The following is a 16,490-nucleotide window of genomic DNA, read 5'->3' as shown; positions in this document are numbered from 1 at the left end:
TTCTTCAATTTTACCTATTTTGAAACGATAGATAGGCTGATTTGACAAGATAAAGTTAAACATCTAGCAAATAAAAAAAGTCAAATCGGTAGTTTATCTCCCTCTTAGCGGTAAGATATCCTCTGAAATCATGCGCATATAGTCCTCTTTGAGGGCTTTTTTGTATTTGAGTTTTGGTAGCGCTTTGTCTCCGTGGGCTTCCTTATAGGCGAGGTAGTCCTGAGATTCTGTGATGGCTTTTTCACCATTTTGCTTGTCGCGTCCGATGCGGTAGTTGTCCACTACGAACTGGAGTTCATCCTCTCCTATCTGCCAATAATCTGCCGTTTCACGAATCTTTTGCTGGGTAGTTAGCTCAATCATCTCATCCAACTTATGGGTTACAGACTGTCCCTGATAGCTCTTGGCATCAGCTTGGACATCCTGCCAGAGTTTGGAGATGATGCTGGATAACTTAGGATTGGATTTGTTCAAATCTTCGATATAGTTATCTACCAGACTCTTTTCCTTTTTACCGATGAGGTTTTCTCGATTTTCGATTAGGGCTTGGATGAGAGAGAGGATATAGTGATAGTTTATCTCGTCGGTGCGGATGGATTCGAGCTCATACTCGATATCTAGGAGAACCCCTTCATCTTCTTGGTCTTCTTTTCTGCGTCTGCGGAGTTCTTCGATGACATTTTGATATTGGCCGGCAAAGTTCTCGATGTCTTCTAGGCTGAGGCCAATCTCTCTGAGAATGACTTTCTCATCATAGTCAGAATAGACTTGTATAGAGGATAGGAGCTTGTCAAATTCTTGGAAGGCCTTGGCAAAGCGTTTTAATTCTGCATCTGTCGCTGTATCCAAATCAGGCACCTGTTCTGGACTTGGAGCGATAGCTAGTAGTTGATGAACCTTCTCCATAAACTTGGCCTTCTCCTCCTGCCATTCTGGGGCTAAGACACTGGTTTCGCCACCATTTGAGTAAAGGCTCAGAGCTTCATCCACTTTTTCTTTAAAGCGGTCAGGCGTTTGGAAGGTAACGATTTGGCCGAATTTCTTGCCTTCATCAAAGAGGCGGTTGGTTCGTGAAAAGGCCTGAATGATATGCTGGGGTTTCATGGGTTGACGATCCATGAACAGGGTCGATAGGCAAGGGGCATCAAAGCCTGTCAACAAGCGGTCCACAACGATAACCAGGTCCAACTGTTCCTCGCGGAAGGCAAAGCGTTCTTTCTTACGGGCCAGACGGTCGTTAAGATCACTATTGTAGGAAGCAATGGTAGCTAGGCTAAAGTGGGTACCAAACATGGCATTGTAGTCTTCTAAACTCTCCTCCATGTAGGCTTGGTTGACATAGGAATCTGCGTCATTTTCTGTCACAGAGTAGGTAATGGCAACCTTAGGAAAGTCTGGTAAAACCTTTTTAACATTTTCCGAAATGCTTAGAGACTTTTCTCCATTTTTGACTTGCTTAATCAGGTTATAATAGGCCTGCGCACGGGCAATGCTTTTAACGGTCAAAATGGCTTCATAAGTTTTTCCTACTCCATTTTGGAAACCGAGTTTGCGTCTTGAGCGATTGAGAATAGCATCTAAAACAGCAAGCATGTGGCCTTCGTCATCATAGCGCTCCTCGTCAATCTCATCTTCTGCCCAACCAGGCATGGTTGTCTGATACTCCACATTAAAGCCAAGAACTGCCTTGTCATGGATGGCTTCTTTGACGGTATATTGGTGCAGGCAGTCACCGTACTGCTCTTCGGTCGTCTGAGCAAGGTCTCCTTTTTGTTCACGCTTATTTTCTGTAAAGATAGGAGTCCCTGTAAACCCATACCAGAGAGAATTTGTAAAGAAGTGCTCTAGGTGGCGCTGGCGTTCAGGAGTCACCGCGCGATGGCATTCATCGATAACAAAGGCTAGTTTAAGTTGTTTGATACGATTGTAGACCTTTTGGTGACGTCCTTCATCAAACTGCCGAATCATGGCATTGATTTTCTGAATGGTCGTGACAACGACACGACGGTCATCAGAAGCCAGATTTTTAACCAATTCCTGCGTATCATCGGTCTCATCGATATCAATCATATCGTTCTCTGCGTAAGACTGAAACGAACTGGTCGTCTGCTGGTCTAGGTCTGTCCTATCAATCACAAAGATTGTCTTTTCGATAGATGGAATCTGGAGCAGATTGCGAGAAACTTTATAAGAGGTCAGGGTCTTTCCTGAACCAGTCGTATGCCAAATATAGCCCGACTGGCGCTTGCGACTGGCTTCACGGATAGCCTCAATGGCATGAACCTGATAGGGGCGCAATAAAATCAAGGCCTTCTTGTCATCATCGATGACAGAATACTGCATGACCATCTCATGGGCTCTCGGTATCGACAAGACAGACTCTGCAAAGTCAAATAGTTGGGGTTGAGGTCTATTTTCACTATCCACCCACTTGGTCAAGAAGCGTTCATTTAGCTTGTTGGCTTTGGCAGCTGCGATGTAGTGAGTGTCTGTGACATTTGAGACGACAAACATCTGAAGACTTGAATAAATACCTCTGAACTGTCCTTCTTGGTCGTATTTCTTAATCTGACGGAAGGCATCCATATAAGGATGAGAACGGCTTTTCAGTTCAATCTGAATCATAGGCAGACCATTGATTAGCAAAGTCACATCCCCACGACGCTGGCGAATCCCTTCTCCGCCTGTGATGACTTGGTTGACAACCTCATAGCTGGATTTGCCACCAGCGACATTGTTTCTCCACAAGACTTCCAAGCGAATGGTGCCTAGACTGGCATCTTCACGTTGAACCTGCACCTTGGCAATGCCATTTTCCCCTGCTATCCACTTAGCTGCTTCATAAAAGTTGACGAAATTGAGCTGGTTTTTGATTTGATTTTTCTCTGAATTTGTAAGGGGATGGTCTTGCAAAATGCGGACATTATTGGCTTCCAGCTTGGCAAAAAAGTTTCCCCATAGGAGGTCCTCTGTATTTAGCTCAGGTCGATACACCCATTGACTTTCTCCCTTTGTTAGCTGGTTGATTAAATCCCGCTCGATAGCCAATTCCTGTTTGGTTTTGGCTTTACCTGCTACAGGAATAGCAGTCTCATCTTTGGGAGAGAGTCTCTGGCTGATATGGAAATCCTGCAAGGCTGCTTGATTGAGATGTTGCAATTTTTTGAGAAGATCTTGCTCCGTACCTTTTATGGCTTGATAGGATTCTGTCAGGTCTTTATCTGCATCTAGGTAGTGATGTGGATTCTTCTTTATTTGGATATAACCCTGCACTAAATCTTCTAAACGTCTCAGCTGAATAGCAAGCTGATTCTGGAGTTCCTGAGAATTTCTTCCAGATGCTTCTTTCTGGTTGATAGCTTCTAGGTATTCTACGATAGCAGCATAACTAGCCTGCAACTCAGGCGCTGAAACGATGAGGTCTTGTTCTAATTCTCTTGATAAAGTGTAAGCCATGTTCATACCCCATTTCTACAACGCAAAAAGCCTACCAAGGAAATTGGTAGGTTTTGAAAATGGGTATGAAAACGCGAGTTTATATATATATATATATATGCAAGCTAGTTATTTGCTTAAATCTGAAAACCATAGGGACTCTTCCTTTTCATTCATCCAAGGCGTTGATAAGATTGAAAAACAACACCTTTACTTCCTTCTATTGTACCATAAAAGCCCTATTGGGAAAAGGCTTCCCATGCTTTTATCTCTATTTTAGAGTAAACTTGCTTACTGGCCACTAACAATGGTTGGTAAGGGCTCCTAGCCAAGCAAAATCCCCTGCGAATCTACATTATAGGGGACTTGTGTGTTATTCTTGTACTTCTTTCTGGGCAGCCTTTCCTTGGTCTAGAAGGGCTTGGACGATTTTCTCATCGCGTAGTTTGACAGAATCGTTGATCATTTCTGCGGACTTAACGATGGTTGTTTCTAGTTGGGCACGTTTCTGACGTCCCAACTCAATAGCTGCGACGATACCTTGGTTTTGAGCGACCAGACTTTCAGCCAGTTTGGTAACAGATTCGACAGCGACTGTCGGGTTTTGGGCAATTCGTTCCATCTGTGGAATCACTTCCTTGCTGGTCTCAGCTAGCATCTGAAGAGCAGCATTATTGGCATTGACAATGGCATCTGCCACAACACCTGATTTCATAGATTGTTGCAAAATACCAAGTTGGGCAATGGAAAGCTTCATTGTTGGAATGGTATTACGACGAAGCATGCCCAATTTTTGACGCATATCAGATGATACCTTCACAAGATTGCGCATCTGAGGTGTTGTTGCCCAGGCAACATAGAGACGGCTGACATACTCAGTGTGCTGTTGTTCGAGGGTATTGACCACTTCTGCTATGCGGGCCAATTCTTGTGACTTGGTTTGGTATTCTACCGTACTTGTATCGAGTTGGTCAGCTTGGGCTTTCAGTTCGGCAGCGCGATTACCAGCTTCTGTCTGGCTGGCTTCGATAAAGGAAATCACTCCCACTAGATTTTCAATGGATTTGGTATTGTCCTCGATCAACATCTCAGCTGAGACGATATTTCGAGCTAGCACATCTTCTTGCTTGACCACTGCAGCAGCCATGCCATCGAGCTTTTGCTCCACTGTTTTTGAGTCAAAGTAAAATTCTTGTAGCGTATTTTTACTCTTGTTAAACAATCGTTGCAAAAAGTTTGGCTTCTCTTCTAACTCAGCAATCTCAGCGTTCTTGTATTTTACTACAAAGCCTTGCAACTCACGGTTGGTATTTTTGAGTAGATCATCCACTTGGGGAATCTGCAGTTTCTTTTGTTCTGACAAGATACGATTAACTGTATTGTTCACACCTTCTACAGCAGATTGTCCAAAATCTAAAAGAGCATTTTGATTTGTGACAAACTGGTCTACCAACTGCGGCACGTGCGCCTTGATTCCTTCTTGCTGCTCAGGGCTCAACTTTTCAAGGAAGGTCAAGGTCTTGTCTGAGCCAGTATTGGTCTCGATGATTTGGGTTGTTTTATCCACCTTAGCTACCGTATTATTGGCAATCTGGTCAATATCAAAATTAAATTCTGTCATGGTTACTCCTTTGTTTCTAACCTATTCTTTACGATCTTTTTCTAGAATACGCAGACTGATATCAAAATCACGCATATCTGTTTCATTGAGTTCTCTCAAAACTTGGTCCAGCTCAAGATCAAATTGTTCGATAGCTGCTTTAGCTTGCTCTAAGCGTTCTTCTGCCCGATTATAGTTTTTAGGATTGGCCTTAATCTTTAAATAGCCTTCTAAAATCGTTTGGAATTTCTCCATCTTCAAACTATGAATAGCAGTCAATTCTTCCTTATCACCCTCAGCCGAGGTAGCAATCTTGTCTAAAATAGCCTGATGGTCAATGGCAATATTAGCCAAAGTCTGAGACAATTCTGGAGCTAATTCCTCTGGCTCCGCATTTTCAAGATCTACCTGACTTTCCCTATCCAAACGTTCTAGCTGAACATCGATGTTTGCCCTTACTGTACGAACCTTTTTGTCAATACGGTTGTAGACATCAGCATCGATATAGGACTTGAGACGATCCGCCTCCTGATGAATTTCCCGCAGTTCGATCAATACTTGATTAGCCAAACTCTTATAGGAATCTGAGCCTTTCTCTACCAAGACTCCCTCTAACTGCTGAATATCCTTGTCCGCCTGACGAATCCGAGCTTTTAAAAGCTCAATCCGATCGTCGAGCGAACGATCCTGCAAAAGAGGATAGCGCCAACGTTTATAGAGGCGATAACCACCATAGCCTAGCAGTACACAAGCCGCAAGTGGAAGAGCATATTGGACCAAAAGGCCCAGTAAGAACAAGAAGCCCCAAAAATAGAGACAGCCTTTCCAAAAACCATTACCCGATTTCATAAACATTCCTTATTTTCAATTTATAAGTCTATTTTAGCACAAAAGAGAAAAATGAGGGCGGAAATCCCTAGAAAAGAGTTGATTTCTTTGCTGTAGAATGGAACTTGGTAGCGCGTGGGCTAATTTCAGTAAAGTGGACTCAAACCACAGGCTTCAGTGTTATAAGATTGCTAATGACCTCTGAGGACATATCAAAACAAAAGCTTGAAATATCGGGGGTTGTGTGTTAGAATGAAAGCATAAAGGGAAAACAATGCTTCTAGCATATGTAACTAAAAAAGCCCCATCGTGCCACCGATGGGGCTTTTTTGCTACCCTCTCAAAGGGTTAAAAGCTACTTGCTACGTTTCTTTATCCATAGCTTGAAAAGCTCAGATAGTACGTTAACAAGTAACGGAGCTAGAAAAAGGGAAAGTAACTCTAGCATATATAACACCTCCCTTCCTTAAAGTGAGGGGGCCAAAATATTATATCACACCAGATGTATATCATCAACATCGTGTCATTCCCAAACAAAAACGCCTTCATGTGTAGGCGCTATTTTTTCTTGAACAAACGGATGTAGTCCTGTTTACTATGAATAATATCTGATACAAAGACAGCTTTTCTATCCTCTAAAATATGATAGAAGGCTAAGTAATCGCCTAAAATGATGCATCGAGTTTTGTGGGGTGGGTATATAATGCCTCCTACTCTTTCATCAGCATCAAATCCTGCTTCCGGGAAAACTTCAAGACGTTCCAAACCATAAAGAATATTCTTAACTGTGTTTGCTCCTGCCTGTTCTGAAAAGTAGTTAGCTGAGATATAATCTTTAACATCTCTTAGCTGTCCTTGTACCGTTTCAGAGATAATAAGTCTATATGCGTTCTCGTTAAATTCCAAGGTTAGCCCTCACTTCATCAAGGCTGTAAGTTCTTCCATGTTCTAAATCGTCAAAGCTACGAGCAATTTCAGCACGCAACCCTGATAGAAGTTCTTCTCTTTCTTTATCTACTTGAGTTTCAAATGGCAAGGCTTTATTTTCTACAATGTGTTCTAAAAACAAGTTGAAACTAGCTGTCATATCAAGATTTTGTGCTGTGATAACAGCTTTAGCCTTCTCTAACAAGTCTCTGTTAGTCTTAAAGTTTACCTGTGTATTTTTTTCTAAAACATTCATAGTAGTACCTCCTTTTAGACTATTATATCACTTTAAACTATACAGGTCTAGTCGCGTATAGATACTTATAGCTGTATGCTTAAAAGCTATTGTAAAAACAAAAAAAGCACTAAGGGAAAGCGCCCCAAAGTGCTCAATATCAAGGCTCTAAAGCCTATCTGATTCAATAAAATATTACAACATCTTGTTGTAGAATTCAACGACAAGTGCTTCGTTGATTTCTGGATTGATTTCATCGCGTTCTGGCAAGCGAGTCAATGAACCTTCCAATTTTTCAGCATCGAATGATACGAATGCTGGACGTCCAAGAGTAGCTTCTACTGCTTCAAGGATAGCTGGAACTTTCAATGATTTTTCACGAACTGAGATCACTTGACCTGGAGTTACGCGGTATGATGGGATATCAACGCGTTTTCCGTCAACAAGGATGTGACCGTGGTTTACGAATTGACGAGCTTGACGACGAGTAGTCGCAAGACCAAGACGGTAAACAACGTTATCCAAACGACGTTCCAAAAGAAGCATGAAGTTGAAACCTAGGATTCCGCCTTTGATTTTTGTAGCTTGTACGAACAAGTTACGGAATTGTTTTTCACCTACACCGTAAGTGAAACGAAGTTTTTGTTTTTCAGCCAATTGCAAACCGTATTCTGACAATTTAGAACGGTTGTTTGGTCCGTGTTGTCCTGGTACGTAGTTACGACGTGCCAATTCTTTACCTGTACCTGTAAGTGAAAGGCCAAGGCGACGAGCTTGTTTCCAAGATGGTCCTGTATAACGTGACATGTGAATGTCCTCCTGATATAAATAATATTTCGGTGGAAATAGTCACTTAGAAAGCCCTGATTCGTGCAGATGCCCTTCGCCTAAACAGCCAAGGTTACTTATCATAAGACACCTGTTGACGAGCTTCATGCTTTCCTGCTGATATTTCGCACAAGATCCATTCTACCATGAATGGCTAGATTTGTAAAGGGGTTTTAAGCTTTATTTTCACTGCCAGAGAGATTGAGAAGGAGGGTAAAGGTACTTCCTAGACCGTACTGGCTGCTGACTGTAATTTCCCCACCCAATTGATGGGCCAATTCACGCGCAATCGCAAGCCCTAAGCCATGACCACCTGTTTTCATGTTACGCGAAGTTTCTACACGATAAAGGCGTTTGAAAATATTCTCCAAGTCCTCTGGAGCAATACCCTGCCCCTCATCGGTCACACTGATTAAAAGCTGGTTCTTCTCCAGCTTAGCCACCACTTCCAACTTTGTCCCTGGAGCAGAGTATTTAAAAGCGTTATTGACCAAATTCACCAAGATACGAGAAAGCTTGGCATAATCTCCTTCAATCCGGGCAGACTCTGGAATTACCTGCAAATGGACATCTCGTTCCTCCTGCTCAATCAAGAACTGAAATTCACTCATACACTCAATCAAGAGCTGATCCAGAAAAATGCTGTCTTTGCTGGTCGTTTCGACCTGATTTCTAACTGTGTTTAGAGTCAAAAAATTCAACTCCTCAACCAGTTTATTGAGTCTTTCCGTCTGACGTCCAATGGTTGCTAGATAATGGTCCTGTTCTCCTTCCTTGATAACTCCATCCAAAATCCCTTCTACCGTCGCTTGGATTGAAGTGATGGGGGTCTTGATATCATGCGAAAGTTGAGCAATCATCAAGCCCTTTTCTCGTTCGCTTTCTTCCAAGGAATCAAAGGTGGCCTGCAAATCATGGGACATTTCATTGAAAGCTTGGCCTAATTGCTGAAATTCTACAGGTCCTTGAACCTCCAGATTTGATGGAAAGTCCTTGTCTGCTACCCGCTTGGCATGTTCCTTAAGTTTGCCCAATGAAGTAAAGACCGGCGATAGGAGAAAGAGACTAATCCCAGCACCGACAAGGCTGGCAACGATGGTCATTCCAAGCAGAAAGTAAATCTCGCTTTTCTCAATCAGCATTTTTTGAACAGCCCAAAAAACCACGATAATCGTTAGGAGTGTTGAAATGACATACCCCACTAAAATATAACTTTTTAATTTCATTAACTACCTCGTGCTTTCTCAATTTTGTAGCCCAAGCCCCAAACGGTTTTGATGGTCGGTGTCTCTGCACTAGCATGTTTAGCCAACTCCTGTCGAAGAGCATGAATATGAACATTCAAGGTATTGGTGTCATCCACATAGTCTTCTTGCCAGACCTTTTCATAGAGGTCTGTCTTAGAAAAAACTCGCTCTGGATTGCTGGCTAGAAGCCATAGAAGTTCGAAGGATTTGACGGTCAAATCAAGCGCCACATCTCCGACTTGGACTTCATGACTACCATGATTCATCCATAAATCCCCGAGACTGACGACCTCTGTCTCACCTCCACGATGAAGGCGACGCAAAATATTGTGGACACGCAAAACCAGTTCACGAGGGCTAAAGGGCTTGGCAATAAAGTCATCTGCCCCTAAGCTCAGGCCATAAATCTTGTCCTGCTCGCTGGTCTTAGCCGTGATAAAGAGAAAAGGCTGATCTGGAGATTGATACTGAACCTCACTAATCAAATCATAACCATCCATCCGAGGCATCATGATATCTGTAATAATCAAATCAATTGGTTTTCTCTTGAAGATTTCTAAGGCCTCTACTCCATCATGGGCCACCAAAACCTGATATCCTGCCTGAACTAGATAACGTTGATGAATATCTGTGATTTCTACCTCGTCGTCAACGAGTAAAATTGTCTTTCCCATCTGTCTCTCCTTTGAAAAAAACAGTGCTATACCACAATAGTATAACACTATTTTAATCTCTTTACGAACATTCTAAACGATATCTGGATTTTTCATATCCTAGATAGAAAGTCTGTAGCTAGACTAGTCATTTTCTTCTTTTTTAGCTTTCAAACCGAGTCCACCTAGCAGGCCGGCCAAGGCTAATCCAAAGAATCCAAGAGTAGCCATTGAGGTTTGGGCTTCACCAGTATATGGAAGCATGTCTTTTTGTTCTTTCATTTGAGCAGCCATCATTGGACTTGATACCTTGTTAGTAGATGCCATCTTGCCTTCATCAGACGCTTTGCTTGAGGCTGCTGGAGCTTGATCTTGTTTCATGCTTGGTGTTGCCATTGGCTGGCTAGCATCCATGGTTTTGTCCTGCTCTTTGCTAGGCATCATCTTATCCTGACTAGCAGATGGCATTTTAGATTTCATCTCATCTTGATTAGCACTAGGCATTTGAGCTTTCATATTAGATGCATCTTGATGACTATTCATCATTGGAGCCGGCATAGCTGAACCATTAGAAGATGGGACGAAGCCTGATTGCATCGGAATCAGAGACTGATGTCCATGCAAATTCACTGTCAAATCCTTAGTCGCTACGAGATTGCTCAAATCGTCCTTGCCATCTTTTGCACCGTACACTTTGATGGTTGCCTTGTAGCTTTGCGTACCATTTTGTTTCAAGAGGTCTAGAAGATCTTTATCAGATTTACCTTGGGTACCTGCCAAGTCCACTTCGTAGAAGTAGAGACCTTTGCCCAATTTTTCTACTGGTGGGAGAGCGGGATTTTTAGCTGAACCGTTGTCTGACCACGGAGCCTTGTCTGATGCTTTCAAGATAAGGCGTGTTAACATACCGTCACCAGCGAAGAATTCGTATGGAATAACTTGATTCACACCAGCTGTGAATGGGCCAGGGAAGTTGGCTTTGTCCAAGTAAGTAGCTGGGACATCTACTGTGTCTTTAGTATTGTCGGCCACGCCTTTTTGGACTTCGGCTGGAGTGGTCAAGCCGTTCAAGTTTACTGTCAAATCTTTAGTCGCTACGAGGTTGCTCAAGTCTGCCTTGCCATCTTTAGCACCGTACACCTTGATAGTAGCTTTATAGCTTTGAGTGCCGTTTTGTTTTAAGAGGTCTAACAAATCTTTATCTGATTTACCTTGGGTACCTGCCAAGTCCACTTCATAGAAGTAAAGACCTTTGCCTAATTTTTCTACTGGTGGGAGAGCGGGATTTTTAGCTGAACCGTTGTCTGACCATGGAGCCTTGTCTGAGGCTTTCAAGATAAGGCGTGTTAACATACCGTCACCTGCGAAGAGTTCGTATGGAATAACTTGGTTAACACCTGCTGTGAATGGGCCTGGGAAGTTAGCCTTGTCCAAGTATGTAGCTGGAACATCTACTGTATCTTTAGTGTTGTCAGCCACACCTTTTTGGACTTCAGCTGGGGTAGTCAAACCATTCAAGTTAACATTCAAATCTTTAGTCGCTACGAGGTTGCTCAAATCAGCCTTGCCATCTTTTGCGCCGTACACTTTGATGGTAGCTTTATAGCTTTGAGTGCCGTTTTGTTTTAAGAGGTCAAGTAACTCTTTGTCAGATTTTCCTTGAGTACCTGCTAAGTCCACTTCATAGAAGTAAAGGCCTTTGCCCAATTTTTCTACTGGTGGGAGAGCAGGGTTTTTAGCTGAACCATTGTCTGACCATGGAGCCTTGTCTGAGGCTTTCAAGATAAGACGAGTCAACATACCGTCACCAGCGAAGAGTTCGTATGGGATGACTTGGTTAACACCGGCTGTGAATGGACCTGGGAAGTTGGCTTTATCCAAGTAAGTAGCTGGAACATCTACTGTGTCTTTAGTATTGTCGGCCACACCCTTTTGCACCTCAGCTGGGGTAGTTGCTGGTTGAACTTCATTTGCTTCACGGTCTTGTCCAGGAACTGTAGGAGCAGGATTTGTCGCAGGTTTAACCGCATCTTCTGTTTCTTTCTTAGATTCTGGTTTTGCTTGCACTTCTTCTTTTGGCGCTACCACTTGATCTTTATCAGCTACATTCACTTTTTCTGGAGAGCTTGTAGTATCCAAGCTTGCTTTAGGTGTTGAGTCTGCCTTCTCTGAAGGAAGAGCTGTATCGACTGCTTCTTTGAGAACTCCTACTGGTAAGTCACTCTTTTCACTCACCGAAGTCGCATCTGGTACGACTTGAGCAGGGGTCGGATTGACCACATCGGCACGTACAGAACTTGGTTGACCAACTAGGACAAAGAAGCCACTGGCTACAACAACTGAGGCAACACCGACACTAAGACGGCGAATAGACCAACGAGTATATCTTTGATTTGGATTGAATTTCATAGGATTCTCCTTAGAGTTTTTCTTTATTTGATGACTCTAGTATAATCTCCTAAAATTAAAAAGGATTAAGAAAAAGTTAAAATTTTTCTTAAATCCCTCTTATAAAATACTTATATTAATTAAAGCCATAAACAGATTTGGTGATTTGATAGACAACATTGGACAGTTTGCGAGCTGGCAAGACTGAATGTTTAGTCAAACGGCTCAACATGGTCTTGCGGATAGCCTGAAAGACCTCTGGATTTTCCTGCTGAATATAGGTCCACAGCTCCCGTTTTTTGGCCAGATGCTCCGCTGTGCCTGCTCGGTTGAGCAAGGCACTGGAAATCACCGTCGTGATTTCAATATGATTCAGCAAGTATTCTCGCATTTTGGGGTGGCTTACTTTGGATAAATCAAGCTGGTCTACCAAAAGTCGATTGACCTTGAGTTGCTGGTCAATGCGCTTAATCATCACTTGCTCATTGACAGACTGGTCCTCACGCCCAATCAAATAACGATAGAAATCGACAGGCAAATAGTACATGGTCTTGACCTGCTGAAGGGGGGTAAAGACAAAGAGATTATCGACATAAAAGGTATGCTCAGGCAGTTGGAACTGGCTCGCTCGCAACAAATCTGTTCGGTAAATCAGCGAGTGCATCATGATATACTGGCCTTTTGAGAAATTTCCGACCTGATCCCAGCCAAAAATCTGTTGGACAGGCAAGACTGACTCATAACTCATACTCTTCTTACGAGACTGACCTTCCTTTTCATAGACAAAATTGGTCACAAAGGCATCCACCTCTTGACCTTCACTCTCTAGTTCCTGCAAGGTCTCCAAAATTTTCAGGTAAGCACGAGGATCCACCCAGTCATCACTATCCACTACTTTAAAATAGCGTCCAGAAGCCTCTGCCAAGCCGCGATTGACCGCACCACCATGACCTTTATTTTCCTGATAGATGGCTCTAACAATGCTAGGATACTTGCTGGCTAAACGCTCAGCGATTTCCTGAGTCTGGTCCTGAGACCCATCATTGATAATCAAAATCTCAACTTGCTCACCACCAATCACTAGCGACTCCACACAGTAATGAAGATAGGCAGCGGCATTGTAGCTAGGGATGGCGATAGACAATAACTTCATAATCTACTCCTTTAGGGGACTGATTTTTTCTTACTCTCTTCTCACTTCTTTCTATTCTACCATAAAGTCCAGTTTTTGAAGGACTTTTACTAGAATACAAGGACTTCTAGTCTCAATTGGAATACAGGTCTCTCTATTTACTATCTAGGTCATCAAAAAAGAGGGGTGCTCCCTCCTTACGAATTTAATTCTGCCAAGTCATCTAGATACTGGTTGTTAATGACCGCCAAGATATAGGCATCTGACCTCAAGAGATCATTAGGGCCAAACTGGACATCCAAGGGTGAATTTTCTTGTTCACGAAACCCTAGGACATTGAGGTTGTATTTGCCACGTAGATCCAGCTGGCTCAGGCTTTGACCTGCCCAAACACTCGGAATTTTCATCTCCACAATAGACACATTTTTATCCAGCTGAAAGACATCAACATTATTATGAAAGAGAATGGTCTGCGCTAGGGACTGCCCCATCTCATACTCAGGTGAAATCACCGAGTCAGCACCGATTTTTTCTAGCACCTTCTTAGCTGTCTGGCTTTTGACCTTGGCAATAACCCTTGGTACCCCCAAACTCTTACAATGCATGACTGCAAGCACACTCGACTCTAGATTTTCCCCTGTTGCCACTACAACCGTATCACAGGTATCAATTCCTGCAGTTCTGAGGAGTTCCTCATCTGTAATATCGCCCACAACTCCACGCGCCAAAACAGGCTCAAATTGATTGATGTGCTCTGCGTGGTCATCAATAGCAATGATATTCATATCTTGCTTAGCGAGGGCCGTCAGGACACTACTCCCGAAAATCCCCAAACCTAAAATTCCAATCGTACGATCTGACATAGTTCTTCCTTTCTTATCCAATACTAATATCTGCTTTCATATACTGAATCAAATCTTTCTTATCAGGCTGGTAATCCGCTAGACTAACCAGCAAGGTTAAGGGACCGATACGGCCGATAAACATGAGCACCATGACAATGCTGAGAGCTAGCTTACCCAGTTCTGGCGTCAGATTTGCCGTTACCCCAACTGTCGCAAGGGCTGAAATGGTCTCAAACATAAGATAGATAAAGCGCGGTGTTCCTTCTGCTGTAATTCCCAACAACATCAAGCCCAACAAGAAGGTCATCAAAAAGATAATGAAGACACTAAAGGATTTTTGGACTGTTCGAGCCTCAATGGTTCTCTGCGCAACATTAGCATGAGGTAAGCCCAACAATTCACTACGCGCAAAGACCAATAAGACAAAGAAAGTCGTAATCTTGAGACCCCCAGCCGTCCCTCCAGGCGCCCCACCCAGAAACATCTGTAGGATATAGATAAACAGGGTCACAGGCCGAGCTTGGGTGTAATCAATAGAGGCAAAACCAGCCGTTCTCATGCTGACGGTTTGGAAAAAGCTAACCAGCACTTTCTCTGGAACACTGAGATTGCCAATCGTTCCAGGATTGTGCCACTCCGTAAAGAGAGTAGATACTGTCCCAAACAGCAAAATCCCTGCAGTCAAGAAGAGGACTAGTTTGGTGTGGAAACGCAGACGGCGTTTTTTCTTCTTGTCAAACTGGGTTGCCAAGTCAAACCAGACCATAAAGCCAAGACCACCCGTGATAATCAAACTAGCAATAACCAGATTGATTAAGGGATCCGTCTGAAAAGCCACTAAACTGCTACTGCCGAAATTATCAAAACCAGCATTACAAAAGGCTGAAATAGCTAAGAAGATAGAGGTAAAAATACCCCGTCCCCAACCAAACTCAGGAATAAAACGAAAACTTAGTAGGAAGGCACCCAAGCCCTCCACCAGAAAAGTCGTCAAAAAGATGGACCGCATAAAAGCCTTCAGCGACCGAGTCTCCCCGTAACTGAAGCTCTCCTGAATGGTTTCACGACTGCGAAGACTAAGCTTTTGCTTCCCCTGAATATAAAAGACCCCGATAAAAGTCATGAGACCTAAGCCACCAATCTGTATCAAGAGCATACAAATCAACTGCCCCCAGACATTATAGGTAGTAGCCACCGGTTGCGTAGAAAGGCCGGTTACACAGACCATAGACACCGTCGTAAAAAGATGGTCAAAATAAGTGGCCTGCGAACCGCTCGCCTGAACAAAAGGCAAACTCAAAAGGAGAGAACCTATAAAAATAACTCCAGCGAAACTTAAAAAGATGCGACGAGCTGGTGAAAGTCCACCCAAGGCCCTTTCAATTTTTTTAACAAATAATTTGAATAACATACATCCATTGTACCATAAAAAGAAGGAGAGTAGCTAGATCTGAAAGGCAATTTCAAGGCAGAGTTCCAAGGCCTTCTCGAAAGCTTCTGAACCCCAGTCACGACTATCGTACTGGTCCAAGTCTGCTAAGGAATCAGCTGTGAACAACAATTCTCCCCAGAGAACCCCACGCAGTTGGGCTACTGCCGCAAGCGCAGAACACTCCATCTCCACAACAGCACAGCCTTCTTCCTTTCGATAAGCCACCTTTTCAGCCGTTTCTCGGTAAAAACCGTCTGTTGTCCAGGTCATGACTTCTTCATAGGGAATCTCTCTATCATCCAACACTCGCTCAATAGCAGCAATAGCCTCTGGCTGCATTTCCATATAACGAGAAGGTGCCACATAGTGATAACTAGCTCCTTCATCTCGCAGAGCGCGAACAGGGACTAGAAAGGCATTTTCTTCTATATCAACCAGCACACCACAGGTTCCAGTGGAAATAATCTGCTCCACACCATAGCCAATCAACCAATCCATAAGCTGAGCTGCTGGAGCTGAACCAACAGGAGCCTGAGCCAGACAGATCTCCTCGCCTTTGTAGTTCACGACATAGACCGGATAAGTCTTGGTGGCAGAAACAAATTCGCCGACACAGTCCGCCCCTACTTCCCTCGCATAACGGTCAATCTCCTCACCTAAAAATGCATAGACGCACTTCTTGGGCAAGTGCAAGTCCAGCCCCTCGTGATCAGGCATGATGACCGCTTGAGGATTATCATCAAACTCTAAAATAGGAATCGCATGTTTCTGAATCATAGCCTGCCTCCTCTAATTTTGTACTATTGTATCAAAAGCTGACCGAGTGTCAAGGAGGAAGCTGAGGAACTGAGGAGAAAAAATACAATCGCAACCAATCTCCACCAAGTCAAAACAACTTGCTTGACAAAAGCTTGACTTCATGGTTTAATATACCCCATAA

Annotated in this window: 13 protein-coding genes; all 13 read right to left on the bottom strand. The window is 43.3% G+C overall.

Translation table 11 applies throughout. The features are described from left to right. Positions 1–93 precede the first annotated feature (93 nt). The gene (locus O3650_RS04980; protein WP_238393797.1) at positions 94–3,462 is read right to left on the bottom strand and encodes a type I restriction endonuclease subunit R; all 3,369 of its coding nucleotides are present in this window, start codon (positions 3,460–3,462) and stop codon (positions 94–96) included. Positions 3,463–3,808: 346 nt separating this feature from the next. Beyond that, positions 3,809–5,056 carry a toxic anion resistance protein gene (locus tag O3650_RS04975; RefSeq protein ID WP_101782247.1) on the bottom strand — a complete coding sequence of 416 codons (1,248 nt, stop codon included), beginning with the start codon at positions 5,054–5,056 and terminating at the stop codon, positions 3,809–3,811. A 21-nt stretch (positions 5,057–5,077) separates the two neighbouring features. Further along, positions 5,078–5,884, bottom strand: a complete 807-nt coding sequence (locus tag O3650_RS04970) for a hypothetical protein (protein ID WP_101782246.1) — start codon at positions 5,882–5,884, stop codon at positions 5,078–5,080. A gap of 537 nt (positions 5,885–6,421) precedes the next feature. Next, positions 6,422–6,769 (bottom strand): type II toxin-antitoxin system RelE/ParE family toxin, encoded by a 348-nt coding sequence (locus tag O3650_RS04965; RefSeq protein ID WP_101785780.1) that lies wholly within the window; start codon positions 6,767–6,769, stop codon positions 6,422–6,424. After that, positions 6,759–7,046: a type II toxin-antitoxin system RelB/DinJ family antitoxin gene (locus tag O3650_RS04960; RefSeq protein WP_101785779.1), complete on the bottom strand. Its 288-nt coding sequence runs from the start codon at positions 7,044–7,046 to the stop codon at positions 6,759–6,761. The genes O3650_RS04965 and O3650_RS04960 overlap by 11 nt, the downstream gene beginning before the upstream one ends. 174 nt (positions 7,047–7,220) lie before the next feature. Next, on the bottom strand, positions 7,221–7,832 hold the full coding sequence (rpsD, locus tag O3650_RS04955; protein WP_000092756.1) for a 30S ribosomal protein S4: 612 nt from the start codon (positions 7,830–7,832) through the stop codon (positions 7,221–7,223). A gap of 194 nt (positions 7,833–8,026) precedes the next feature. Beyond that, positions 8,027–9,079, bottom strand: a complete 1,053-nt coding sequence (locus O3650_RS04950) for an ATP-binding protein (RefSeq protein WP_371491721.1) — start codon at positions 9,077–9,079, stop codon at positions 8,027–8,029. Further along, positions 9,079–9,774: a response regulator transcription factor gene (locus O3650_RS04945; protein WP_261024494.1), complete on the bottom strand. Its 696-nt coding sequence runs from the start codon at positions 9,772–9,774 to the stop codon at positions 9,079–9,081. The genes O3650_RS04950 and O3650_RS04945 overlap by 1 nt, the downstream gene beginning before the upstream one ends. Before the next feature lie 123 nt (positions 9,775–9,897). Then, the gene (locus O3650_RS04940; protein WP_371491718.1) at positions 9,898–12,162 is read right to left on the bottom strand and encodes an SSURE domain-containing protein; all 2,265 of its coding nucleotides are present in this window, start codon (positions 12,160–12,162) and stop codon (positions 9,898–9,900) included. A 115-nt stretch (positions 12,163–12,277) separates the two neighbouring features. Then, positions 12,278–13,294, bottom strand: coding sequence for a glycosyltransferase family 2 protein (locus tag O3650_RS04935; RefSeq protein WP_153193697.1), 1,017 nt, complete (start codon positions 13,292–13,294; stop codon positions 12,278–12,280). 176 nt (positions 13,295–13,470) lie between these two features. Next, entirely contained in the window at positions 13,471–14,136 is a 666-nt protein-coding gene (locus tag O3650_RS04930) for a TrkA family potassium uptake protein (protein ID WP_153193698.1), read from the bottom strand. A gap of 13 nt (positions 14,137–14,149) precedes the next feature. Next, positions 14,150–15,529, bottom strand: a complete 1,380-nt coding sequence (locus O3650_RS04925) for a potassium transporter TrkG (RefSeq protein ID WP_261058434.1) — start codon at positions 15,527–15,529, stop codon at positions 14,150–14,152. Between the two features lie 33 nt (positions 15,530–15,562). Then, positions 15,563–16,327, bottom strand: a complete 765-nt coding sequence (locus O3650_RS04920) for a nucleoside phosphorylase (protein ID WP_261058435.1) — start codon at positions 16,325–16,327, stop codon at positions 15,563–15,565. Between the last annotated feature and the right edge of the window lie 163 nt (positions 16,328–16,490).

Source organism: Streptococcus sp. 20925_1_24, from assembly GCF_041432335.1.
GTDB lineage: Bacteria > Bacillota > Bacilli > Lactobacillales > Streptococcaceae > Streptococcus > Streptococcus mitis_BM.
The sequence above is the reverse complement of the archived record's forward strand: the minus strand, read 5'-3'. Positions and strand labels throughout refer to the sequence as shown.

Coding starts and splice junctions, on each gene's coding strand:
- rpsD (WP_000092756.1), bottom strand. CDS start 7,832: ATGTCACGTTATACAGGACCATCTTGGAAACAAGCTCGTCGCCTTGGC.
- O3650_RS04930 (WP_153193698.1), bottom strand. CDS start 14,136: ATGTCAGATCGTACGATTGGAATTTTAGGTTTGGGGATTTTCGGGAGT.
- O3650_RS04950 (WP_371491721.1), bottom strand. CDS start 9,079: ATGAAATTAAAAAGTTATATTTTAGTGGGGTATGTCATTTCAACACTC.
- O3650_RS04925 (WP_261058434.1), bottom strand. CDS start 15,529: ATGTTATTCAAATTATTTGTTAAAAAAATTGAAAGGGCCTTGGGTGGA.
- O3650_RS04920 (WP_261058435.1), bottom strand. CDS start 16,327: ATGATTCAGAAACATGCGATTCCTATTTTAGAGTTTGATGATAATCCT.
- O3650_RS04975 (WP_101782247.1), bottom strand. CDS start 5,056: ATGACAGAATTTAATTTTGATATTGACCAGATTGCCAATAATACGGTA.
- O3650_RS04960 (WP_101785779.1), bottom strand. CDS start 7,046: ATGAATGTTTTAGAAAAAAATACACAGGTAAACTTTAAGACTAACAGA.
- O3650_RS04970 (WP_101782246.1), bottom strand. CDS start 5,884: ATGAAATCGGGTAATGGTTTTTGGAAAGGCTGTCTCTATTTTTGGGGC.
- O3650_RS04940 (WP_371491718.1), bottom strand. CDS start 12,162: ATGAAATTCAATCCAAATCAAAGATATACTCGTTGGTCTATTCGCCGT.
- O3650_RS04945 (WP_261024494.1), bottom strand. CDS start 9,774: ATGGGAAAGACAATTTTACTCGTTGACGACGAGGTAGAAATCACAGAT.
- O3650_RS04935 (WP_153193697.1), bottom strand. CDS start 13,294: ATGAAGTTATTGTCTATCGCCATCCCTAGCTACAATGCCGCTGCCTAT.
- O3650_RS04980 (WP_238393797.1), bottom strand. CDS start 3,462: ATGAACATGGCTTACACTTTATCAAGAGAATTAGAACAAGACCTCATC.